The organism is Chryseobacterium nepalense (assembly GCF_023195755.1).
GTDB classification, from domain to species: Bacteria; Bacteroidota; Bacteroidia; order Flavobacteriales; family Weeksellaceae; genus Chryseobacterium; species Chryseobacterium nepalense.
The window spans coordinates 3,118,053-3,141,873 of sequence record NZ_CP096203.1 but is presented as its reverse complement, the minus strand read 5'-3'; the positions used below and the strand labels follow the sequence as shown (position 1 = coordinate 3,141,873).

General features: G+C 38.1%; 16 protein-coding genes and 1 tRNA gene. 8 read left to right on the top strand and 9 right to left on the bottom strand.

All coding sequences use genetic code 11. The features are described 5' to 3' along the window. Nucleotides 1-17 precede the first annotated feature (17 nt). From M0D58_RS14100 to M0D58_RS14070, 7 genes are all read right to left on the bottom strand, one after another. Entirely contained in the window at nt 18-314 is a 297-nt protein-coding gene (locus tag M0D58_RS14100) for a VanZ family protein (protein ID WP_248390700.1), read from the bottom strand. 55 nt (nt 315-369) lie between these two features. After that, nucleotides 370-747 (bottom strand): glycine cleavage system protein GcvH, encoded by a 378-nt coding sequence (gene gcvH, locus M0D58_RS14095; protein ID WP_248390697.1) that lies wholly within the window; start codon nt 745-747, stop codon nt 370-372. Nucleotides 748-858: 111 nt separating this feature from the next. Further along, entirely contained in the window at nt 859-7,914 is a 7,056-nt protein-coding gene (gene sov, locus M0D58_RS14090) for a T9SS outer membrane translocon Sov/SprA (RefSeq protein WP_248394983.1), read from the bottom strand. 51 nt (nt 7,915-7,965) lie between these two features. Next, nucleotides 7,966-8,550: a Holliday junction branch migration protein RuvA gene (ruvA, locus tag M0D58_RS14085; protein ID WP_248390695.1), complete on the bottom strand. Its 585-nt coding sequence runs from the start codon at nt 8,548-8,550 to the stop codon at nt 7,966-7,968. A gap of 350 nt (nt 8,551-8,900) precedes the next feature. Then, nucleotides 8,901-11,189 (bottom strand): NADP-dependent malic enzyme, encoded by a 2,289-nt coding sequence (locus tag M0D58_RS14080; RefSeq protein ID WP_248390684.1) that lies wholly within the window; start codon nt 11,187-11,189, stop codon nt 8,901-8,903. Nucleotides 11,190-11,209: 20 nt separating this feature from the next. After that, nucleotides 11,210-12,061, bottom strand: a complete 852-nt coding sequence (locus M0D58_RS14075; protein WP_248394982.1) for an ATPase — start codon at nt 12,059-12,061, stop codon at nt 11,210-11,212. A 168-nt stretch (nt 12,062-12,229) separates the two neighbouring features. Then, nucleotides 12,230-12,490, bottom strand: a complete 261-nt coding sequence (locus M0D58_RS14070) for a hypothetical protein (RefSeq protein ID WP_248390681.1) — start codon at nt 12,488-12,490, stop codon at nt 12,230-12,232. 230 nt (nt 12,491-12,720) lie between these two features. On the opposite strand from M0D58_RS14070, the gene M0D58_RS14065 reads away from it, so the two are divergent. The 8 genes from M0D58_RS14065 to M0D58_RS14030 all read left to right on the top strand — a co-directional run bounded on the left by M0D58_RS14065 (nt 12,721) and on the right by M0D58_RS14030 (nt 22,344). Next, nucleotides 12,721-13,179, top strand: a complete 459-nt coding sequence (locus M0D58_RS14065; RefSeq protein WP_248390678.1) for a GtrA family protein — start codon at nt 12,721-12,723, stop codon at nt 13,177-13,179. A gap of 1 nt (nt 13,180) precedes the next feature. Beyond that, nucleotides 13,181-13,912: a lysophospholipid acyltransferase family protein gene (locus M0D58_RS14060; protein ID WP_248390675.1), complete on the top strand. Its 732-nt coding sequence runs from the start codon at nt 13,181-13,183 to the stop codon at nt 13,910-13,912. A gap of 41 nt (nt 13,913-13,953) precedes the next feature. After that, nucleotides 13,954-15,399 carry an MFS transporter gene (locus M0D58_RS14055; protein ID WP_248390672.1) on the top strand — a complete coding sequence of 482 codons (1,446 nt, stop codon included), beginning with the start codon at nt 13,954-13,956 and terminating at the stop codon, nt 15,397-15,399. Continuing rightward, nucleotides 15,389-16,450, top strand: coding sequence for a DUF3810 domain-containing protein (locus M0D58_RS14050; RefSeq protein ID WP_248390668.1), 1,062 nt, complete (start codon nt 15,389-15,391; stop codon nt 16,448-16,450). The genes M0D58_RS14055 and M0D58_RS14050 overlap by 11 nt, the downstream gene beginning before the upstream one ends. 480 nt (nt 16,451-16,930) lie before the next feature. Continuing rightward, nucleotides 16,931-18,433, top strand: coding sequence for a vitamin K epoxide reductase family protein (locus M0D58_RS14045; protein ID WP_248390665.1), 1,503 nt, complete (start codon nt 16,931-16,933; stop codon nt 18,431-18,433). 94 nt (nt 18,434-18,527) lie between these two features. Continuing rightward, a complete protein-coding gene (locus M0D58_RS14040; protein WP_248390662.1) occupies nt 18,528-18,725 on the top strand; it encodes a bacteriocin-like protein in 198 nt (65 codons plus the stop codon). A gap of 68 nt (nt 18,726-18,793) precedes the next feature. Beyond that, entirely contained in the window at nt 18,794-20,986 is a 2,193-nt protein-coding gene (locus M0D58_RS14035) for a peptidase domain-containing ABC transporter (protein WP_248390659.1), read from the top strand. A gap of 53 nt (nt 20,987-21,039) precedes the next feature. Then, nucleotides 21,040-22,344 (top strand): HlyD family secretion protein, encoded by a 1,305-nt coding sequence (locus M0D58_RS14030; protein ID WP_248390656.1) that lies wholly within the window; start codon nt 21,040-21,042, stop codon nt 22,342-22,344. Between the two features lie 54 nt (nt 22,345-22,398). Here M0D58_RS14030 and M0D58_RS14025 read toward each other — a convergent pair. Then, a tRNA-Met gene (locus tag M0D58_RS14025) sits at nt 22,399-22,472 on the bottom strand. A 44-nt stretch (nt 22,473-22,516) separates the two neighbouring features. After that, a complete protein-coding gene (locus tag M0D58_RS14020; RefSeq protein ID WP_248390653.1) occupies nt 22,517-23,803 on the bottom strand; it encodes a peroxiredoxin family protein in 1,287 nt (428 codons plus the stop codon). Between the last annotated feature and the right edge of the window lie 18 nt (nt 23,804-23,821).

The following is a 23,821-nucleotide window of genomic DNA, read 5'->3' as shown; positions in this document are numbered from 1 at the left end:
AAGGTTCGTGAATAAGATTAGAAAAATCTTTTGACAACAAGCTTATATGTAAAGTAGCCGATGAGACAGCCAATGGTATCTGCAATAACGTCTAAGGTTTCCATAGATCTGCCAAGTCCCATTTCTTCCTGAAGGATTTCTGTGAGAAAAGCGTAAATAAGGATAATCTGAATGAAATAATAAAATTTGATCTTCGGAAATGCAGCCATGAAAAAGAAACCCAATGCTGCGAAGATGCTAAAATGCAAAAGTTTGTCGATACCTTGGAACATAAACCAGTATTCGTGATTTTCTTCGCCGGGCTTGAGGAGCATATAAGTAAGAAATGCCCAATAAATGGGCAGTATCTTACTAAATATTTTTGAAATTTTATCCAATGATTGCCTGATAATCTTCAGCAGAAAGTAATTCTGAGTGATATGCACCTTCAGCTACTTCTAATTTTATGATCCATCCGTTTCCATAAGGGTCTGAGTTCAATAGTTCAGGTTGGTCCTCAAGTTCTGAATTGAACTCAATCACTTTTCCTGAAATCGGCAAGAATAAGTCTGAAACTGTTTTTACAGCTTCCACACTTCCGAAAACGTCTCCTCCGTTAAGATCATCATCTACCGTATCTACATCTACATAAACGATATCGCCAAGCTCTCCCTGCGCGAAGTCTGTAATACCGATTGTAGCAACATTACCTTCGATCTTAATCCATTCGTGATCTTTAGTGTACTTTAATTCTGATGGTGTGTTCATTTTTAATTTTTTATTTGGTACAAATGTATTCAAAATTCCAGAAGCTTCAAATATCGGAGATAAAAAATGTCCTTCAAAATTGAAGGACATTTAAATTTATTTTCTTTCTAATTAGAAACCTCCTGAATCTCCGAATGTAAATGTTGCAGAAATCCCGGCTCTTATGGTTGACAGCGGGAATGCTGTTGAGATTTTATATTTAGAAGTCATCTGTTCGTAGAATACTCTCAGGTTCAGATTTTCCGAAACATTATAGTCTGCAGAAATCTTAATGTTCATTAACCGCTGTCCACCGGTAATCTGCGAATCATCCAAAAGAATATTGGTGATACTGGTTCTGCTGTCTCTCAGGGAGAAATCACCTCTGATATTCAGGTCGCTTCCCTTGGCCTTTCCTCTACCGCCTGTATTAGCCATTCCCAGCCTGAAGTTCCTGATAATATACCCAACTCTCACTACATACTCACTGTTTGAATCCTCTGTCAATGTATGATTCACCAATCCCAATAGAAGTGTTCTCAATCGGTTGTACTGGAGACCAAACTGTATATTATTTCTCATCGTCATATCGACACCGATCAATGGTGAGAAGTTTTCTACGTAGCCTACCTGAGCGAATGTAAATGGATTGATGTAATCGTCATTGATATCTCTCTGGGTAGCACCAAGATTATTGAGGGTATTGAAATAATCTATACTTGACTGCACTCCGGTTGCCGTGTACGTTGCCTGGTAAGCATGCAGAACATCAAATTTGGAGAACTGCCCGTTGATGATCGGGATATTCCTTAATCCTGAATAGGTAATCTTCCAGTTCGGAATCGGAAGTCCTGCTTTTTTAGGATTGGTCATCATTTTCGGGTTTTTACCTTCTACTGCTGCCCTGAATGCCGGAATAAGAATATAGGCATTTGATATTCCATATCCGTCTTTAAATCCGTTTGGTTCTAATGCTCCCGGCATTTGCTGAGATAACGTTCTTGCATTTTCCCTGATTGCCTGATAAATTGCCGTACCATCTTTGAAAGCGGTTTTTAGCAATATCACAGAATTCGAATAGGTTACCATATCATTGGCGAAAGTATAATTCGGATTGGCGATTCCTGTATTCGGATCTCTGTAATTAAATCCGGTATGTGTAAAGTTTCTGTTGTAATTGTGCAGTGCACTGATATCAATTCTGAGATCATTCATCGGCATTACCTGCAAATTGGCCCGAAGTTCTCTTGTGGACATCCGGACGTATGGATCTGTCATAAATTCGGAATCACTTACCCATCCGTTTTCCATTACAGTTCTTCTGATATCCGCCTGAGAACCGAAAAGGAATCCAATGGTGGGACCACCTAAGGTCTGTCCGTAACCGTACCAGTTAGGAGCCGACAATAATCCCGGTAAAACAGTACCATTATTTTCGGAGTAATTAACATCCAGCTGTTTGATTGATGTTAATAAATAGGCCATACTCTGCAGCGGCGTAAGTCTGTTTTTAAACTTATATTTTTTATACGCATATCTGTTTTTCTCCCATGCCTGAGTATAAGCATTATTTAAGGAATCAATTTCCTGTTTGCGTTTCTGAAGTTTTGCAGAAATATTTTTAAAATAGCCAAACTGCCCGAAGAACTTCGTGAAGTCTGCGGAAGCGGTAGCCTGAATTACATTGGTATTCTGTCCGATTGATCCAAGACTTCCATCCGGACTCGACAGAAGCACGGTAGATCTCGCGTTCCAGTTATAAGTGAATCCGTATTGCATTTCCGCATCAATAAAGTCTAGATAAGGCAGATATTGAAACGGAAGCTTATAAGTCAACTGAACTCTGTGGTTATACAACACCGGTCTTCCGGCTCTGAATACATTTCCAAAAATGGAATTGTTGTCCATCGTATTTACATCCACATTATCATTTAATGTTCTGGTAGCAGAATTAATTTCAAGTTTTAAAGATTTTGTAAAATTAAATCCTAAACCATACTGCCAGCCGAAATAGAAGTTTCTGTTTCTGATGGCTCCGAAATCATCTGCATAGTTTCCGCTTAAAATGGCATCAATATTACGGAACTCCAATTCATTGTAATTTCTGTCTACTTCCGTTCTGAAAGAGAATCTGGTAGGTATCGGGTTGAGATTAAATTCTTTCACCCACTTCAGGTATTTTGTAGATTTCGCCGTGTCACTGATCATTTTATTGAAAGGACGGATTACCCATGGCTTGAAAGTATAATTGTAATCAATATATCCTCTCAGATATTGCCTGTAATTTCTCTTGGTATAAATATCCCTGTAAAAATCATCATTATAAACGGCAGTTACCGAAAGGTTTTCCACATCATAGAATTTGGGTTTTCTATTTTGGTTCATTCTTTCTTTGTGCATGTTTACAACACCGATGCTTCTTTGCTGAGTATATGTTCTTGCTACTTTTTTAAGCTCTTCTCTATTGGCTGCTTTTTTAAATTCAACATCGGTATCCAGGGGATTATATTTAGGATCCTCGATAGTCTGAGAATATGAATAATTTAACGGGATTTTCACTCCTGTTTTCTCAGGAAGGAATTTATCAACATTTACAGCCGTATTAATACTGAAAGCAGACTGTGTAGACTGTGTTCTTTCCGCAGGTTTAGAATCTATATTTCCAAATCCTACCGATGTATAAGATGCACTTGTATTTACTGTAGCAAAGTCTCCAAGATTAAAATTAAGACTTGCATTTCCCGCATAACCGCCATCATTTTCAATCTCAGAAAGTCGGATTTCATTAACCCAAAGAACTCTTTCAAGATTAAATCCAGGATCTGCTCTGTCCACACCATTTCGTACACCGATCATAATGGTCGTAATATTTCCTAAACTCGGACGCCCTTTAATGTAAATTCTTTTATTGTTAATTCCTTCATCGAACACATTATCTTTTATTCTTTCGGAAATATTGTTCGGGCTGTTTTTATCTCTTCTTAATTTAGCATCCACAAAATCCTGAATATTCAGATCGACATCATTCTCCATTGGCCAGATCTCCATTGGTGTTGTAGATGAATTGGAAGTTATTTTCAATGATGCCTCATATTCATAATAGTTATCCGTGGCATCACTTCCAAAACGGATGAAGAATTTGGTTTTAGGGTCAATCTGTCCGATATTGGCATCCCTGTTAAGAGGATCATGTGTATGAACAAAAAGTTTTAATTTCTTATATCTTCTCATATCCAGTGAAGTATTTTTAAATACTCCTCTCGCCTGTGCATTTGGAAGATTTTTAATGTTCATGTATAATGAAGCTTCATTTTGCCTCTGTGCTCCTGCATTTCCGCTAAGGATTTGTCTGTCGATTCCCGGAGGAAGTACGTAAGGCGGCTGATTTAAAGCATTTTCCTCAATGTTCACGCTTCCTACATCAAGATTGCTGGTATCTGTGATCTGGCTTCCTTCATTGGTTGCAGGATCAGGAAGTGTAGAACCGTACTGTGCAATATTTTTAGGATATTTTCTCCAGTCTGATCTTACAAGATCCATTGTTCCGAATCTTAATGTTGAAGTCTGATCGAAGCCTGTTAATAATAATCTCGCAAATCTTACATTATTCAGGATTGAAGGATCCGCATCTCCGGCAGTTGCTACATATTGTGAAACCGGAATTCTGAACAAATACCACTTTACCTGAGAAGTCTGTCCGTTTTGGAACTGTGCCTGAACTGTTTTAACATCAACAATATTGTTTTGTCCTAAAGCCAAACTTCCCTGATCAAGTCTTACTTCATACTGATTATAGCTTTCACTCTGATCAAGGTTGTAATCTTTATTAATATCTTCAGAGTCCGGAGTCTGTGTGGCAACTTCCAGCGAGTTGCTCTGGGAATTCCCTTCAGGACCTCTGAAGTATTTGTAGCGCTGTACCAATGATGAGGCCTGATTTCCGGTGAAGCTGTTTGACATATAGAATACGAAATCATCTACAGCAGGGTCTGAAATATTGGTAACCGGATTAACAAATGTATTTCCGAATATAGCAGCTTCCTGGTCTGAACTTAAACCATCATACCCCAAGTCCTGAGCCGTTCTGTCTGCGCCTTCACTTGAAAAAGCATACAAGATAGGCGGCTGTTTAGGTTGAATTCCCCAATTGGAGCTTGTAGTAGTGGATGGCGCCGCAGGAGTTGGCAATCCGTTTTCATATTGCATTTGTCCGTCTTTCAGGATATCTTCTGAAACATTACCCAGCTGCAGTAAAAGCTTTGGATTAGTACCTATGGGATTTCCATCTGCATAAGGATCCATCATCCAGAATTCCACATATTCAATATTTGAGCTTACAAAGTTGGATACTGAGATTGGTCTCATAATACCCGCCCATCGCTGTGCCGTACTTTCTGCAGCAGGATTGGAATTGTAAGGCCCCTTTTCAGCAGGATAATACGAAATATCGAATGTATTGGTATACGTTTGTTCACCTGCAACAAAATCCCTGTTGTTAAAGATTTCTGAAAACTGAACCCTTCTTGAAGCGTGGTTGGAAACCGACTGCGGCGTAATACCGTTCGGGGCTCTTCCTCCCACACCCCAGAATCGCGGATCAATATTATACCATGACAGCAAACCTCTTCCGTATCCTTCTGTAATGTCATTATTTTTACCGGCTCCTGCAAAAAGAGGGTCAGACTGGTTCTTTTCAGGTTTTGAAGCAAGGCTCCAAGCTGTTGGTTCTTTTAAGGTAATTTTGGAAGTCGTCTGCTCAAAATCGTCAATGTAAGACTGGTCATTAATTCCTTTATTTAAACCAGGAAGTAAATACGCCGTCTCCATTTTGAAATTCAGATTTGAAGGTGCTTCTGTGTTTACAAACGGTATTTTATCTGTTAATCTTGTTAGGAAAGGAAGTTGGCTGTTGTACATCAGATTGATTCCTGCCATTGTGTTGTTGACGGCTTCCTGTCCATAATTTACTTTTTGGGTAAGCGGGGATTCGGAATAATTAACAACGGTTCCCCCTAAGATAAAGTTTTCATTAAATCTTCTTTCAAGGTTTAATCCTAAGAAACGTTTTCGCTGAGTATTAAAAGTAAGCTGATTTTCTAAGGAAATGTTGATAGCCTGTCCGGATTGTTTCACCTGTTCGTTGATGATTGTCACCGTACCCAGCATATAATCTACCGTATAATCAATACCCTCGGTAAGCTGAACTCCGTTCGCAGAAACTTTCACGGAACCCTGAGGAACATTTACGGCGCCAAGAGAAATTCCCTGCCCCTGTGTTCCTTTATAACGACCTTCAATAGTATACCTCAGCGCGAGGTTGCTGGAAGTTGCCACCTGTTTCTGCTGATCATACAGGTCTGCAAATACATACTGAGGATCATTACTTCCGATTACATTTTGAATATAACTCCCGAACGGCTGCACTTTTGTAAAGATTACTCTTCCCGTTTCCGGCCTTATGGTAATTCCGTTAACAAAATCGAAAATACCGTCACCGGTTGTATTTCCGTTGGTCTGTAAGTCGCCATTGGCATTGAGTCGGTCCCAGTTCAGCAATTTGATTAAAGGAACATTGTTTACCTGCGGGTTATTGGCTACCGGAAGATAGTTTAATTTACCTCCGGACTGCGGATCTCTGTATAAAACATTCAGGATAAATCCGTCCTGATTTACCTGTCCTGCATCCAGCGAATAGATGTTTTTCATCATCAGGTCCCACATAGGAGAGGAAGTTTTTACCGTGGTGTTAGGCTTCAACAATTTCGCCATCAACACTGTACTTTCTTCGGAGAATTCTCCGACTTTGTACACTTGGTTGCTTCCATTTACCGTATATGAGAACGATACCGCCAAAAGCTGATTATCATTTAACTTTTGATTTAATGAAATGTATCCCAGCTGCGGCTGAAGTATATATTCATTGGTATTTAATCTTCTTGCTTTTTTATTAAATATAAAGTGTTCTCCGTCCACGTAAGGTTCCGTACCACCGGTAGCAACCGGAAGATTGGTTCCTTTTATGGCATTATACGCAGTACTTGCATCCCTTAGTCCCGGTAAAGCATTTACGGTAGAATACAAATTAAAGCCCGGCTGATCATTATTCGGAAGCACGCCGGGAGCATCACCCAGATCCCTGATTCCCACTATACTTTTCTGGTACTGCAGATTGCTGTTTCCTTGATCAAGCACCCAAACTTCCATTCTTGTGATGCTGATTTTAGAATTGATCTGTGGATAGTTTAATAAAGAATTGTCATAATTATCCAGGAAATAATGCCCAATAAAGTAGTGCTGGTTATCCTCATAATCAATGGCGTTGAGTTTAAAGGTATTCATAACACCACCACCCTGAACGGTAATATTTCTCGCTTCTCCCTGTTGCTGGGAAAGCACTACCGTACCATACGTTTTTCCCAGCTGAAACTCTGTCTTTACCCCGAATAACGATTGAGAACCGCGTATCAGACTGGTTGACAACGGCATATTTACATTACCGAATTCTACTCTTTTAATAATTTTATCCTCACCTCCCGAACTGGGTTTATCCACATCCTGAAGTCCTTTCTGCTGAAGATCTTTCCAGCTTCCTTTCGCCTGCCATACGAGATTCATTCTGTTTTCAAAGGCGAAACCGCTCTGGGTGTCATAATTGGCTTTCAGCTGAAGGTTCTCTCCTACTTTTCCTAGTAAACCAAGCTGGATTCTCTGATCAATATCGAAAGTGAAACTGGTTCTGTTCTGGGGTAAAATCAAAGGATTATCAATCTTCTGATAAAGCCCTGCGAAGTCGAAAGAAACATATCCTGAGGGAATGATCTCTATTTTATTGCTTCCGAAAAGGGTTTCAAAAAGACGGTTATTGATCGTTAAAGAAGGAATCAATCCTTTTCTGGCAGCATCACTTTTATCCTTTCGGAACATCAGGCTGTAGCGGTCTGATTTTTCTTTATAGTAAGCCCTTGTCTGCTCCGCCATCATAAATTCTTTATAATCTTCAGGAGACATTGCCGTAGGAGGACCTGTAATGGTATTTCCGATTTTCGGATATACGTAATACATTCCGGTTTTTATATCGTAATAAGCTTCATACTGCGTAGGATCCGCGAGCTGATAGTCTTTTTTTATTATAGCTGTATCCCCTACCGCCGGTCTTTGCTGTGCAAATGTCATTACTGAAACACACATGAACGACAGGAAAAGGAATATATTGAAATACTTAATATTTGCCACCAAATGTTAAATGTTTTTTAAAATTTGTTTTACCAGTTCTTCGGTTGAAATCTCCGGATTCTGTTTGATAATTTTGTCTGCAAGCTTTTCGCTCATCCTTTTAGGAATGCCCAAAACTTCTAATGCAGATAACGATTCTTCCTTCACTTTATTATTTGCAAGAGTAGAAATATTTTCCTCCGGATTGCTGAATTTCTGGACTTTATCTTTAAGATCTACAATAATTCTTTCGGCTGTTTTAGCACCAATTCCTTTCGCTTTCTGGATCAGTGCGCTGTTTCTTGACAGGATGGCTGAAGCAATCTCATCAAGGCTTAAAGTAGACAGTAAAATAAGGGCAGATACGGCGCCCACTCCGTTAACACTTATTAACAGGTTAAACATCTCTTTTTCTGATCTGGTTTTGAAGCCGAACAGCAAATGAGCGTCTTCCCTGATAATCTGCTGGATATAAAGAAAGGTTTCCTTATTTGTGGTAAGGGTTTGTGAGGTCATTAAACTTATCCCTACATAGTAACCAACGCCCTGGACGTTGATCACTGCGTAGGTAGGCGTAAGTTCCTGAACCATGCCTTGTAGTGAAAATATCATTATTAATTTTTAAAACTCCCAAATATAGCAAATTAAAGTAATTAATGTTTTCATTTCAGAGACGAATGCTTTTTAACTTAATTTTTAATTTGAATTTTAAAGATCGGGGACAAAAATGAAAGACTTGAAAATTACTTTCCGGTAATGTAGTGTCTGTTTTACAAGAGTGAGTTTTCAAATTATACGGATAACTTCAGAAGATCATCCAGATAAATTGAAAGATTAATGCAGATCAACGTGGAGATTTATACGCATAATTTTTACCTTCAAAATAAAAAAATAAAGACTCCATGAATGAAGTCTTTATCATAATTTTTAAAGATCGGTAATTTTTACATTATCCGGATTATTTATCCTTTTTTTTCTCTTCTCTGGGCATCCAAAACAGCGATCGTGGCAAGATTCACGATTTCATCAACACTAGAGCGCATCTGAAGTACGTGAACCGGCTGTTTTAACCCCATCAAAATTGGTCCTATCACTTGTGCAACCTTCATCCCCCTGATAATTTTATAGGATAGATTGGCACTCTCAAGATTTGGGAAAATGAATGTATTAGCAGGTGTTGTTCCTAATTTTGAGAACGGGTAATCACTCAAATGATCAGAGTTCATGGCAAAATCCGGCTGGATTTCACCGTCTACAACCATTTTCGGATATTTTTCGTGAAGGATGCTTACTGCTTTTGCCACTTTTTTTGAAGTTTCAGAAATCGCGGCGAAGTTTTCAAATCCCAGCATGGCAATTCTTGGTTCAATCGCAAAAGATTTTACGGTAAGTTCCGCCATTTTGGCAATATTTACCAGATCTTCAGCGGTAGGATTCTGATTGATGGAAGTATCTGCAAAGAAAATCGGTTTTTTCTCCGAAAGGATCATCATCATGGCCGATACTTTATCAACGCCTTTATCTTTTTCAATAACTTCCAGAACCGGTCTCAGAGTCGAAGCATAATTTTTTGAGAATCCAACAATCAGTCCGTCGGTATCGCCGTGTTTTAGCATCAAAGGTCCGAAATAATCTCTCTGACGAACGAATCTTTTAGCCTTATATTCATTCATCCCTTTTCTCTGGCGAAGCTTCCAAAGGGTTTCCCTGTATCTTTTTCTGTTTTCCTTCTGGTCGTCGTCACTTGGATCAATAATCGGAACATCAAGGTCAATTCCGAAACGCTCCATTTGTTCTTTAATGTATTTTTTGCTTCCTAAAAGGATAGGATAAGCAATTCCTTCTTCATAGAGAATCTGTGCGGCTTTCAGCACATTATACTCTTCGGCATTGCCTAAAGTGATTCTCTTAGGATTTGCTTTTGCCCTGTTCTGCATCATTCTCACCAGCTTTTCATCTCTTCCCATTCTGTCGAGAAGGCTGTTTTCATACTCATCGAAATCCGTAATGGTTTTTCGGGCTACCCCGCTTTCCACAGCAGCTTTCGCTACCGCACTCGAAACTTTGGTAATTAATCTGTTGTCAAATGGTTTCGGGATAAAATATTCTCTTCCGAAATGAAGATTCTGAAGGTTATAAGCAAGAATTACCGCTTCAGGCACCGGTTCTTTGGCAAGATCTGCGATGGCATGAACAGCAGCCAGCTTCATGGCTTCATTGATTGTTTTTGCCTGCACATCCAGTGCTCCACGGAAAATATAAGGGAATCCCAGCACATTGTTTACCTGGTTAGGATAATCGCTTCTTCCGGTTGCCATAATCACATCTTTCCGGGTTTCAATAGCAAGATTATAGGCAATTTCAGGATCTGGATTGGCTAATGCGAATACGATAGGATTTTCATTCATGCTTAATAACATTTCCGGTGTCATTACATTTCCTTTAGACAATCCTACGAAAACATCCGAGCCTTTCACCGCATCTTCCAGCGTATCGATATCTGTCTGAGCGACAAAGTCCAATTTTTCAGGAGTAAGGTTTTCCCGTTTATGGTTGATCACACCTTTGCTGTCGCACATCAGAACATTTTCTCTCTTTAACCCTAAAGAAATATAAAGATTGGTACATGCAATGGCAGCCGCTCCGGCTCCGTTTACCACCATTTTTACTTCTTCAATTTTTTTATTGGCGATTTTTAAAGAGTTTATCAAAGCTGCAGCAGAGATGATGGCTGTCCCGTGCTGATCGTCGTGCATCAAAGGAATATCCAGTTCTTCTTTTAATTTCTGTTCAATATAAAATGCTTCCGGAGCTTTGATATCTTCAAGGTTAATGCCTCCGAAAGTAGGAGCAATCCCTTTCACGATTTCTATAAACTTGTCGGGATCTTTTTCATTGATTTCTATATCGAAGACGTTGATGTCTGCAAAAATTTTGAACAAAAGTCCCTTTCCTTCCATTACCGGCTTTGAAGCCTCCGCACCGATATCGCCCAATCCGAGAACCGCTGTACCATTGGAAATAACCGCTACAAGGTTTCCTTTTCCAGTGTAATCGTAAACAGTTTCCGGCTTATCGTGGATTTCCATACAGGGAACTGCAACCCCCGGCGAATACGCCAATGACAGATCTCTCTGTGAGGAGTGCGGTTTTGAAGGAATCACTTCGATTTTTCCTTTAGGTTCGGCTTTATGATAATCTAACGCGGCCTGATTAAAGTTCTTTTCGTCGCGGTGGGTTTTACTTGACATATGATGAATTTTGTTTTTAGTTATAATATATAATGAATGTGGTAATCGACTAAACTCTCGATAGGTTTCTGTACGATCTGTCCTACATTTAAATTAAGTTCTGCCGCCGCTGCGCGCAAAACATCTTCATAGTAATAGGCAATAGAACCGATAAAATTGATCTCGGCATCTTTTGATTCTTTGTATGGAAGCACCTGATAATCGAAAAAATTGAGCATTTCATCATGTACCATTTTCCGTAAGTAGGGATGTTCCTTTCTTTCCACCACAAATTTGTTGAAATCTGCAAGAAAAGCATTGGGCCGTGTGCTGTGATACATGTTCTTCAGCACTTCATCCACTGTCAGCTTATACGTTTGTTCAAATTCTACAGAAAGATCTTCGGGAAGTTTCTGCATAAAGAATCTTCTGACAAGCTGTTTGCCAATTGCGCTTCCGCTTCCTTCATCTCCTACCAGGAATCCTAAGGAAGGCAACTGGATTTTTATATTTTGACCGTCAAAATAGCATGAGTTTGAACCTGTACCGAGAATACAAACAATGGCTGGTTTTCCTCTGTAGGCCGCATAGGCTGCTGCCGTGAGATCTTCTTTCACAATGATTTCGGCATTGGTAAAGACTTTTCCTACTTCTTCTATAATGATATCACAGTTCTGCTGAACCCCACATCCTGAGCCGTAAAAATATATTTTGGTGATTGAATTTTTTACGGAATTTAAGCTTGTATTTTTTTCAATTTCAGGAACGATAAGTTCTTTGCTGATAAAATTCGGATTGAAGCCAATAGTCTCTGCTTTCAGAAAGACGTTTTTAAATTCGTCCAGAATGATCCAGTCTGATTTTGTAGAACCACTATCAACAATAGCAACCATATTTTCCATTTTAGTTTAAGGATGCTAAATTATGAATTTATCTTGTAAGATGACAGATTATGAACATGACATATATGTTATTTGTAAATCTGAAGATATGTTAAATAATAAAGAGAGCCGGACAAATTCTGTTCGGCTCCCTTCAAAGTCTTCTGTATTGCATCATTGTTAATTTATTTCCGCTTTTTTATCATTAAACCGAACCAGCCAGTCTTCGATCTCATCTTCAAGATAGGATGTCTGAAGGATCATAGCGTTGATAAAATCGTCGGGAAGAGGTTCATTATTGGAGTTTTCAAGGTTCCAGAGTTCTTCGGACATATTTTCATACTCAGAATATACACGTTTGAAGCGTGAATTTTCCCGTTCTAGCGCTTCAATATTTTTTTGCTGAAGCTGGAATTTCCTGTATTTGTTTTGACTTTTCATACAAATATTATTAAAAGTGAGCGTAAATTTTTTTTGATAGTATGATTGAATCATATTACAAGATAGAAAAAACCATCAACACAAATAGTTGAAAATGAATTTATTATCAGGTGAAGCCTATATCGTTCCGGAAAATTAAAATTAGAAATTATTTTGTATCTAAAAAAATTTTTAACATCTTTTTTCAGTGTTTAACATATAGTTATAAATTTGCACATTATATCATCGGGATGAGAGATTTACTATTACGGCAGAAACAGGTTTTATTCTTCATAATTGCAGGAGGGCTCAGCGCCATTGTTGAAATCGGGAGTTTTAAACTTTTCAGTACGGCAATCCCCCATTTCTTTCCCCGTGAAACTGATTTTCATGGAATACACTATCCTCTGAGTAATATTTTTTCTACAAGCTGCGGGATTATTACAAATTATTTCCTGAGCATATGGTTTGTTTTTGAAAGAGGAAAACATTCCAAAAGAAAAGAATTTGCTTATTTTATGGCAGTATCTTTCATCTCAACTTTTCTGAGCCTCGGGTTTTTTCAGATTTTTTACAGCTATATTTTTAAGGATACATTTGATCTTATTATTTATTCTTTAAGTCCTGAGATTATCAGCAAGATTGCTGCAATCCTTCTGGTTTCCGTGCTTAATTATTCCATCAAGAAAAAAATAATTTTTAACGGATAAGATGGCTGGAAAAATTTTAAATTATCTCTGGCGAGCCTGGCTTCTGATATTGGCCTTTGTTTTCACATTGATTTTCGGACTTCCGGTGTATTTGTTATCATTCAACAAAAAACATTATAAATATGCATATCGGTTTGTAAGATACTGGAGCTACTGTATCTTTTACGGTATGGGCCTTCGTTACGAGCTGACCAGACTTTCCGGAGAGACGCTGGACAAAAACCAGCAGTATGTTTTTATCTCCAACCATACTTCTATTATGGACATTATGCTGATGTGTATTTTATGTGCCGATCATCCCATCTGTTTTGTAGGTAAAAAAGAACTGGTAAAAATCCCGATTTTCGGAACAATTTATAAAAGAATATGCGTGATGGTAGACCGTGGAAGCGCAAGAAGCCGTGCCGATGTTTACAGAAGATGTGCCGAAAAAATGGAGGAAGGAAACAGCATTGTTATATTCCCAGAAGGCGGTGTTCCGGATGACACTACCATCATTCTGGATGAATTTAAAGACGGCGCTTTTACCCTTTCATCAAAACACAATTCACCAATCGTAATCTATACTTTCGTAGGATTAAAGGAAATTTTTCCGTTTGACAATTCAAAGGGTTATCCGGGTAAAGCAAAAGTATATTTTAACGGAATTTTATACCCTTCCGCACCTCCTAAAGAGCTCAAATTGTCTTCTTTTGAGACAATAAAAAAAGTATTGCTAAAACACTATAATTAAAAGAAATAATATATATTTGTTTTCAGAAATTTTCAACAAATATGTCAAATTATTCTAAACAAACCAATTGGGGACAATTCATCCCATTGGTTACTGTATTTTTCTTCTGGGGATTTGTGGCGGCAAGTAATGACATTTTGATCCCTGTTTTCCAAAAAGCTTTTAAATTATCACAAACCGAAAGTATGCTGGTGCAAATATGCTTCTATGTTGCATACACCGTAGGTTCATTGATTTATATGGCTGTTTCCAAAGGTATAAAACAGGATTTGGTCAACAAAATCGGGTATAAAAACGGACTTATTGTAGGTCTTCTTATTTCTGCAGCGGGAACTCTTTTGTTTTATCCTGCAGCCAACCTGCATTCTTTCCCACTAATGATTTCGGGGCTTTTTATTGTAGGGCTTGGATTTTCACTTCAGCAGATTGTGGCAAACCCTTTAGCTATTGAAGTTGGCCCCGCAGAAACAGGCTCTCAGAGGCTTACAATGGCAGGAGGAATCAATAACCTCGGAACAACGATAGGTCCGCTTATTGTATCTTTTGCGATTTTTGGTTCCGCAGCAGCTGCAACCCAGGACGTGAGTGTTGAAAGTGTAAAAGTTCCTTATCTCATTTTAGGAGCAGCCTTTGTTCTGGTAGCCATCATGCTTAAATTTTCTTCTCTTCCGGCTATCACTCCAACCATAACAGAAGATACGGAAGATATTATTCCCGGAGAACACAGAAAGTCGGCCTTCCAATATCCGCAGCTTTTCATGGGAATGATTGCCATATTTGTATATGTTGGGGTGGAAGTTTCTACGGCCAGTAACCTTCCCGCCTACATGGAAAAAAGTTTAGGTTTTGAAACTAAAGATATAGCACCGTACATCTCTTTGTATTGGGCATCACTAATGATCGGACGTTGGACCGGCGCAGTAGAAGCATTTGACATAAGTGCAGGAGCTAAAAAGATCTTACGATTCCTGGCGCCTTACCTTGCATTCGGGGTTTTCTTACTGGTGAACGCTATTGCAAAACATGATCTGTCACATTTCTATATATATGGATTGATTATTATTGCAATGATCATCTGCGATATTATGAGTAAAGGTAATCCTGCAAGAATGCTTCTGATTTTTTCCGTAGCAGGTATTGCAGCTTTATTAATAGGAATGTTTACCAAAGGAATGGTTTCCGTATATGCTTTCACAAGTGTGGGCTTATTCTGCTCTACGCTTTGGCCTTGTATTTTTGCTTTGGCAATTAACGGTCTTGGAAAGCACACCAATGAAGGTTCCGGACTTCTGATCATGATGATTATGGGAGGTGGAATTGTAAGTCTTATCCAGGGATATGTTGCTGACATGACCAACATCCATTTCAGTTATATTGTTGGGGTAATCTGTTTTGCTTATCTTGCTTTCTATGCGATAAGGGTAAGCGGAATCCTGAAATCCCAGGGAATTGATCTTGACAAAATCACAAAAGGCAGTGGCCACTAATACATCAAAAATAGTATATAAGAAAAGATTTTGGGCAGGTTTATTACTTGCCCAATTTGTTTTGTTCTATTTATTCTCCAGATCTTCTGTAATTGTTTCTTTTTTTGAAAGTTTCTTTGAAGTTCAGAAGAAATTCCATCAGTTCATTTTTTCATGGATTCCTTTTTCCTTCGGAGATGTGCTTTATATATTTACGGGAATCTTTCTTATATATAGCATTACCACATGCTTCAGGAAAACCAGAAGAAAAAGAGCTTTGGTACAAATTCTTATTTGCATCAATATATTTTATTTTCTTTACCAGATATTCTGGGGAATGTTATACTTCCAGACCCCGATCATCAAAAAATTAAATTCACAGGAGAAGCCAACAGTTGAGAAAGCTAAAATCTTAGCCTTACAATATCTTCAGAAATGTAAAGAAACGAGAAAACAGGCCCAGGAAGATGCAAACGGGATTTTCATTATTAAAGATCTCCATGCAGTACAGCAGGAAATCCTTAAACGCCAGACGATGCTTCCTGAAAATATTTCCAGAAAAACGACTTCTGAAATTAATTCTTTTAAGCCCAGTATTTTTAAAAATGTGATGAGCTATACCGGAATTCTGGGATACTATAATCCATTTACTGCCGAAGCTCAATTCAACTCTCAGCTTCCCAATACATTAATACCTTTTACATCAGCGCATGAAAGTTCCCATCAGCTCGGTTTTGCAAGAGAACAGGAAGCCAATTTTGTAGGCTACCTGATCGGGATTAATTCTACTAATCTAGAACTCCGCTACAGTACGGAATATTTTACACTAAAAAGCTTATTAAATTATATCTTGGATAAGGATCCTGCTTTTGTAAAATCTATTTTAAAAAATTACTCTCCCGAAATGAAAAAAGACAGAGCATACGAGAAAGCATTCATCTTAAAACATCAGGGTTTACTGGATGATTTTTTCGGATTTACCAACAATCTGTTTCTGAAATCCAATCAGCAGGAAGGATCTGTTACTTATTCTTATTTCATAAACCTTCTTCTTAATTACGAAAAAGCATAAAAAAACAAAAGAATCGTATCAGGCGATACGATTCTAAAAACACAAATGATGAAAAAAAATTTATTACCTTGACTTGTTCCCTCATTCAAGGCGTTGTAAAATTACAATATATTTTATAAATAAAAAAATATTTTAATATTTTTTTTCACAAATTTAGGACATTTTAAAAATTATAATTTCTGTTAACATTTCTAATAATCTTAGTTTCACTTTCAAACTTACTATCATTACTCATTAAAAGGTGATTATATCAAATATTTTTTTTTGGAATTATTTATTAAAAACATTATTACATTTAAATTATAGTACTGGATTTACTGGGAGTACAATTATTTGATTTATTAATAATAAGTAATAATTCCCAAACATTTATTTTTATATAAACTACTTAGTAGCAATAAAATAAACATAAATCACGTTAATATGAGAAAATTTTTTGTTTTTCTCAAACATCTGCTTATTTTAGTGAAAAATATTAATATGCCATTAAATAAACTTATTAATTATCTTAAGCTTGATAAACAGGAGTTTATGTTTCAGTTTAATTCTCACCCCAATTATCCCTCAGCATTAGCATTCAGCGACACCCTGAACTTTATGGGAGTGAGAAACGATGCATATGAGCTCGACAAAGAATATTGGGATGAACTTCCTGAAGAATTTATTGCTATTGTAGATAATAATTTTTCACTCGTTAAGAAATCAGGAAACCAGTATTCAATTTATTCTGATAAAACGATTACATTAAGTAAGGATGAACTTTACAGGAAATCTACTGATTTCGTGCTGCTCTTTGAAAAAGATCCACTGGTAAATAAATCAGCTATTACTTATAAGCCATTTTTGTATGTGATTTTTGCTATCATTGTCTTGTATTCAGTTTTAACATTTACCTGGTACGGAGCCTTATATAATATTCTCTCACTGGCCGGAGTTTATATTTCTCTTGAAATCTTCAATCAGAAATTCGGAACCACATCTGCCGTGATAGGAAGCATCTGTGGTGATACGGCAGGAAACCAAACCGTTAATGCCTGTAATAAAATTATTAATCAGGATAAAACCAGCATTTTGGGGCTAAAGTTCTCGGATTTCTCATTGATTTATTTTATAGGAATTGCAGTTTTAGGACTTTTTTTACCTGTCACTTCTTTGGTCTTGAAAGGCTTTGCTGTCACATCATTGCTTGCTATCGGTTATTCGCTATATATCCAGGGATTTGTAGAGAAAACATTCTGCCGGGTTTGCCTTTTGATTATTTCTGTTTTAGTGGCTCAGCTTATTATTAGTATTTTTCTTTTTGAAAATATTTATTTTGATGTAAAGACTGTAATACTGAGCATCATTTTATGGGCTGTCCTGATTCTTTCTGTCGTATATCTTAATACAATTCTCGGAGAAAAGGAAAACCTTCAAAAGTCAAATGCTAAAAATTTAAGATTCAAAAGAAATTATGATCTGTTTAAAAGAGAACTTCTCGAAAATCAAAAAGTAATATTTACTGACAATGAAACATTCCTTCTAGGAAACAAAGATGCGAAAATTCATCTGTCGGTTATTTCAAATCCTTACTGCGGTTTTTGTAAAGATGCACATAAAATCATGGGGAATCTTCTTCAAAAATATCCGGACATCTCCGTTCAGATGAGGTTTAATTATTCCCCGGATAAGCAGAATGAAAAATTCACCAATCTCATCTCTGATTTTATGTATACCTATAAAAATAAAACTTCCGAAGATTTTTTAAACCTTGTCGAATATTGGTTTGAAACAAAGGATGAAAATAAAACAAGAATGAAAGCAGGGATTACTTCAGGCAATGAAGATCTTTCTCCGCTTATCAGCATGTCGGCCGAAAACAGAAATTCAGGACTCAATTTCACACCGATTATTCTGATCAATGGATATCAGTTTCCTGATAAGTATGACCGTGAAGATATATATTATTTTATGGATGAACTGATGGAAGATGATGATATCTAATAAAAATACTTTTCACACTATAAAATTCACTAAATTAGGAAAAAATTAAACAGGAATAGAGAATACATAAAACAACAAGTTAATTTATAATACTATGAAAAATCTAAAAAAACTTTCACGAGAAAACTTAAAATCAGTAAAAGGAGGAATTACTCCGGAATGCGTTGCTGCACAACAAGCGGCCGTAGCATGCTATTCTACCCTTGCAGCCTGCCAGGCTGACCCGAATTCCTATGATCCTACTTTCGGAACTTCATTTTGCATGCATTATTGCAACAGATACTGCTATTAAAAGTTAATCTTTTAAAAAATTATAGTTGTCGCTGGTAAAGCGGCAACTTCTAAATAAAAAATACATCCTTGAAATCCTTTCCCTTTTACCTTCAGCCTGATTCCAAAGACTGCGGACCTACGTGCCTTCGTATCGTCAGCAAATACTATGGTAAAACCATTTCCCTGCAGCAGATCCGCAACCTCTCGGAGACCACCCGCGAAGGAAGCAGCCTTCTGGGGCTGAGTGATGCTGCCGAAGATTTGGGATTCCGTTCCATGGGCGTTCAGATCGACTTCAATACCCTGGCCGAAGAAGTACCCCTCCCCTGCATTGTGCACTGGAACAAAAACCATTTTGTGGTCGTTTATAAAATTGACAAAAACAGAAAAGTATATATTTCCGATCCAAGCTACGGGCTCATTACCTACGCTCCGCAGGAATTCATCAAGCTCTGGATTGGTGAAAACGCCAATGAAAAAACAGAAGAAGGCATTGCCCTGATTTTAGAAACAACCCCTGCGTTCTTCCAGACCGAATTTGACGATAAAGAAAGCAAAGCCAGCTTTTCCTTTCTTTCAAAATATCTCTTAAAATACAAATCCCTGGTCATCCAGCTGGCCATAGGACTTCTGGCAGGAAGCTTATTGTCCCTGATTTTCCCTTTCCTTACCCAGAGCATCGTAGACGTAGGCATCCAGAACCAGGACCTGAATTTCATTTACCTGGTCCTTCTCGCCCAAATCATGCTCTTCATCGGAAGAATGGGAATCGAGGTGATCCGGAGCTGGATTTTACTGCACCTTTCCGCAAGGATCAATATTTCCATTATCTCCGATTTCTTTATCAAGCTCATGAAGCTGCCCATCAGCTTTTTTGATACCCGAATGACGGGAGATATCATGCAGAGGATTAATGATCATCACAGGATCGAGCAGCTCTTAACCAGCTCTTCGCTTAACACGCTCTTTTCCCTGGTGAACCTCATTATATTCAGCATCGTCCTTCTGTTTTATGATTACAGGCTGTTTGTTGTATACCTGGTGGGTGCGGCAGCTTATATCGGGTGGATCAGCTTTTTCCTGAAAAAAAGAAAAGAACTCGATTATAAAAGATTTTCCCAGGTTTCCCAGGAACAGAGCAAGGTGATTGAGCTTATTAACGGCATGCAGGAAATTAAAATGCACAATGCCGAAAAACAAAAACGCTGGGACTGGGAGTTTCTCCAGGTAAAGCTTTTTAAAATCCGGATCAAATCTCTATCCCTGGAGCAGTGGCAGTCCGTGGGAGGGAATTTCATCAACCAGATGAAGGATATCCTGGTAAGCTTTCTCTCTGCAAAACTGGTGTTAAGCGGAAATTTAACGCTGGGAATGATGCTCTCCGTGCAGTACATCATCGGACAGCTCAACAGCCCTTTGCTGCAGCTTATCGATTTTATCAAACAATCCCAGGATGCCAAAATTTCACTCGAAAGACTGGGCGAAATTCATGATAAAGACGATGAGGAAAATCCGGACGAGCAATATACCCATGATCTTCCCCAAAAGGATATTGAAGTTGAAAATCTCTCTTTCCGCTATATCGGTTCAGAAGTGCATGTTTTTGAAAATTTAAATTTAAATATTCCTTATCAGAAAACTACCGCCATTGTTGGGGCCAGCGGAAGCGGGAAAACAACCCTGCTCAAGCTCCTGATGAAGTTTTATGAACCCAATGAAGGGGAAATAAGGCTGGGTAACACCAAGCTTAAGAATATTTCTCCCCGGTACTGGAGGGATCATTGCGGAGTGGTGATGCAGGAGGGCTATATTTTTAATGATACCATTGCCAACAATATTGCGGTGGGTGAAGATTATCCTGATAAGAAAAAACTGCGTAAAGCAGTAGAAATAGCCCATATCAAAGATTTTATCGAAGAACTTCCTTTAAGCTACAACACCAAGATCGGAAATGAAGGCCTGGGAGTAAGCGGCGGACAAAAGCAAAGGCTTTTCATTGCAAGGGCCGTATACAAATCCCCGGAATATATTTTCTTCGATGAAGCCACCTCCGCACTGGACGCCAATAATGAAAAGGTAATTATGGAAAACCTAGAGCAGTTTTTTAAAGGTAAAACGGCCGTGGTAATTGCCCACAGGCTTTCCACTGTAAAACATGCCGATAAAATCATTGTTTTAGACAAAGGAAAAGTGGTGGAAGAAGGAAACCATGCTCAGCTCGTGGCTTTAAAAGGAGAATATTACCGTCTGGTAAAAAATCAATTGGAACTTGGAAATTAATGGACTTTGTTAAAGTTCCCAAGCTTTGACAAAGTTTTACAATACAACATATTTTGGAAACGAAGAAAGACATTTTAGACAATATAGAACTCCGTTCTGAAAGCGTTCAGGATATCCTTACCCAGCCGCCTCACTGGATGATCCGCTGGGGAAACACCATTATTTTTTTAATCCTGGTGATGATTCTCATCATGAGCTATATCATACGCTATCCGGAATTTATTCCCGCCCCTATTGTGGTTACCTCACAGAATCCGCCCGAAAAGCTCGAGGCACGTACCAATTCGAAAATCGAAAAAATATTCATCAAAGACCATCAGCATGTTAAAAAAAATGAAGTCCTGATGGTGATGCAGTCAACGGCCAATTATAAAGACATCCTACAGCTGAAAAAGCTGGTAGACTCTATTACACCGGATCAGCTGGCCCGATTTCCACTCAGCGAAACTTCCCATTTTAAACTCGGGGAACTGCAGGGCGATTACAACAGTTTTGCAAAGGCGTTTCAGGATGAAGCTTTGTTTACAAGGTTACAGCCTTATGCCCCTGAAAATATTGCCGCCAACCAGAGCCTCTCCGAATACAGAGTGAGAATCGCAACCCTTAAACAACAGAAAAGCCTCGAACAGGCAAAGTATGAAATCACCAGAAAAAATTACCAGCGCTCACAGGAATTGTTTAACCAGGGGGTTATTGCTGCCGTAGAACTGGAAAATGAGAAAATTAAATTCCTTCAGGCGCAGCAGAACCTGGAAAACATCAATATTTCCTTGTCCCAGATCGAAGAAGGAATCTCTAATGTCAATAAAACAAAAAGCGGAACGGTAATCAATACCGAAAAAGACAAAATTACCTATTCTTCACAGACATTACAGCTTTTTGAGCAGCTCAGGAAATCCCTCAAACAGTGGGAACAAAATTACCTGATCATCTCCAATACCGATGGTGAGGCCAGCTTTCAGCAGTTCTTCGGGGAAAACCAGTTTGTAAAGGCAGGAGATGCCATTTTATCTATCCTCCCGGACAACAGAGAAAAGCTGGTGGGAAGAATGTCCGTTCCTGCAACGAATTCAGGGAAAATCATTACCGGGGAGAAAGTGCTCATCAAGCTCGATAATTACCGATACCAGGAATATGGCATCGTGGAAGGAAAAGTCCAGAACATCTCCCTCTCTCCAGACAAAGAAGGAAACTACTACGTAGATGTAGCACTCCCTAAAGGTCTGAAAACTTCCTACAATAAAACGCTTCCCTTCGATAAAGAATTAAAAGGAAATGCCGAAATCGTAACACAAGACCTCAGGCTCATCGAAAGGTTCTTCTACCAAATCAGAAAATTATTAGGGTATCAAAGGTAAATTGAAAAAGTATAAAAAAATAAAAACCGAAACATTACTGTTTCGGTTTTTTTGTAGCGAAGACGGGAATTGAACCCGTGACCTCAGGGTTATGAATCCTGCGCTCTAACCAACTGAGCTACCTCGCCGTTTTGGTGGTGCAAATATAGAAAATATTTACAAGTAACCAAAATTATTTTAATTTAAAATATTCCAAAACATCGCCTACATGCTCTGGTTTATTGATTATCTTATTGTTAGCATCCAAAATAAAATACGTTGGTGTAGCATGAATATTATAGGTATCTGCATAACTGCTGTTCCATCCTCTTAATTCTGAATCATTCACCCACGGAAATGCGCTGATTTTTTTAGTATATGAATCTTTATCAACATCCAATGACAAACCGACGATCTGAATATTTCTTGCTTTCAAATCATTGTATTTTGCCAATAATTGCGGTAGCTCACTTTCACAATGAGAACATGTTGATGACCAGAATATCACTACCTTTTTATCCGCTTTTATATGATGAAGTGTTTTGGCATTAGTATTAATCGGTGCCTGAAAAGTGTAATTAGGAAAAACCGCTCCGATTTCGACGTTGGCATTAGATTTTATGGTAGACGCCAATCGGTCCGTAATTGTACATTTAAGATTTTTAGCCAGCCCAAGATATTTGGTTTTAAAATCCTGCATGTCGTAAACATCAAAAATATCAATCAACTCAGAAAGAACAGTCTGCCCTCTGGGAGTTTCTACTTTTAACCTGTCAAGGAGCTTATCTACAGACGTACTCACATTAGTATTTCCACCTGTATTGAGATACGAAACCAAAACCGGTCTCAGTAAAGACGAGGTTTCGAGCATGTCGTTTGATTTATCGATGAAATTAATAATATCATCCTGACTTACTTTTTTAGAAGCATCATTAGAAAGAAATTTGCTGTAATTGGTATTGTAATAATAAATAAAAGGATGCTGAGCCTGATCAATACCTTCAGAACCTCCGCTAAGTCTGCTGATTTCGGCCTTAAGTGCCTTTCCGAATTCTGTATTGTCTTTATAGTATTCTTTAATTTGTGACAAAGCAGGAAGTATAAGCTCTTTTTTCTGGGAACCCTCCTGCTGTTTACTCATAAGGTCATTTGCTTCATCAAGATATACGATATCTTTAATTTTATTAGCCTGCGTTTCGAGTTTTATATTTACACTTTTATTTTCCGAAATAAAATTAAATGTATTGTTAGACCCCGGGAAATAAGCCTTCATCATCCCCATATAATTTTTAGGATACTTAAAGACCCATGTATTATTTTTACTTTTTTCTTTTGAAAAAATGATGTCTTTGGAACCGTTTAAGGTATATAAAATAGCGTCTTGATCTGTAAAATCTGAAGGAGCCTGTATGGTAACTGTAAACTGAGCCTGCAATGAAAATGCGGCTGTAATAGCCGATAACGTAAAAATCTTTTTCATAATGTAAAAATAGAAAAA

Coding starts and splice junctions, on each gene's coding strand:
- M0D58_RS14100 (WP_248390700.1), bottom strand. CDS start 314: ATGCTCCTCAAGCCCGGCGAAGAAAATCACGAATACTGGTTTATGTTC.
- gcvH (WP_248390697.1), bottom strand. CDS start 747: ATGAACACACCATCAGAATTAAAGTACACTAAAGATCACGAATGGATT.
- sov (WP_248394983.1), bottom strand. CDS start 7,914: ATGTGTGTTTCAGTAATGACATTTGCACAGCAAAGACCGGCGGTAGGG.
- ruvA (WP_248390695.1), bottom strand. CDS start 8,550: ATGATATTTTCACTACAAGGCATGGTTCAGGAACTTACGCCTACCTAC.
- M0D58_RS14080 (WP_248390684.1), bottom strand. CDS start 11,189: ATGTCAAGTAAAACCCACCGCGACGAAAAGAACTTTAATCAGGCCGCG.
- M0D58_RS14075 (WP_248394982.1), bottom strand. CDS start 12,061: ATGGTTGCTATTGTTGATAGTGGTTCTACAAAATCAGACTGGATCATT.
- M0D58_RS14070 (WP_248390681.1), bottom strand. CDS start 12,490: ATGAAAAGTCAAAACAAATACAGGAAATTCCAGCTTCAGCAAAAAAAT.
- M0D58_RS14065 (WP_248390678.1), top strand. CDS start 12,721: ATGAGAGATTTACTATTACGGCAGAAACAGGTTTTATTCTTCATAATT.
- M0D58_RS14060 (WP_248390675.1), top strand. CDS start 13,181: ATGGCTGGAAAAATTTTAAATTATCTCTGGCGAGCCTGGCTTCTGATA.
- M0D58_RS14055 (WP_248390672.1), top strand. CDS start 13,954: ATGTCAAATTATTCTAAACAAACCAATTGGGGACAATTCATCCCATTG.
- M0D58_RS14045 (WP_248390665.1), top strand. CDS start 16,931: ATGCCATTAAATAAACTTATTAATTATCTTAAGCTTGATAAACAGGAG.
- M0D58_RS14040 (WP_248390662.1), top strand. CDS start 18,528: ATGAAAAATCTAAAAAAACTTTCACGAGAAAACTTAAAATCAGTAAAA.
- M0D58_RS14020 (WP_248390653.1), bottom strand. CDS start 23,803: ATGAAAAAGATTTTTACGTTATCGGCTATTACAGCCGCATTTTCATTG.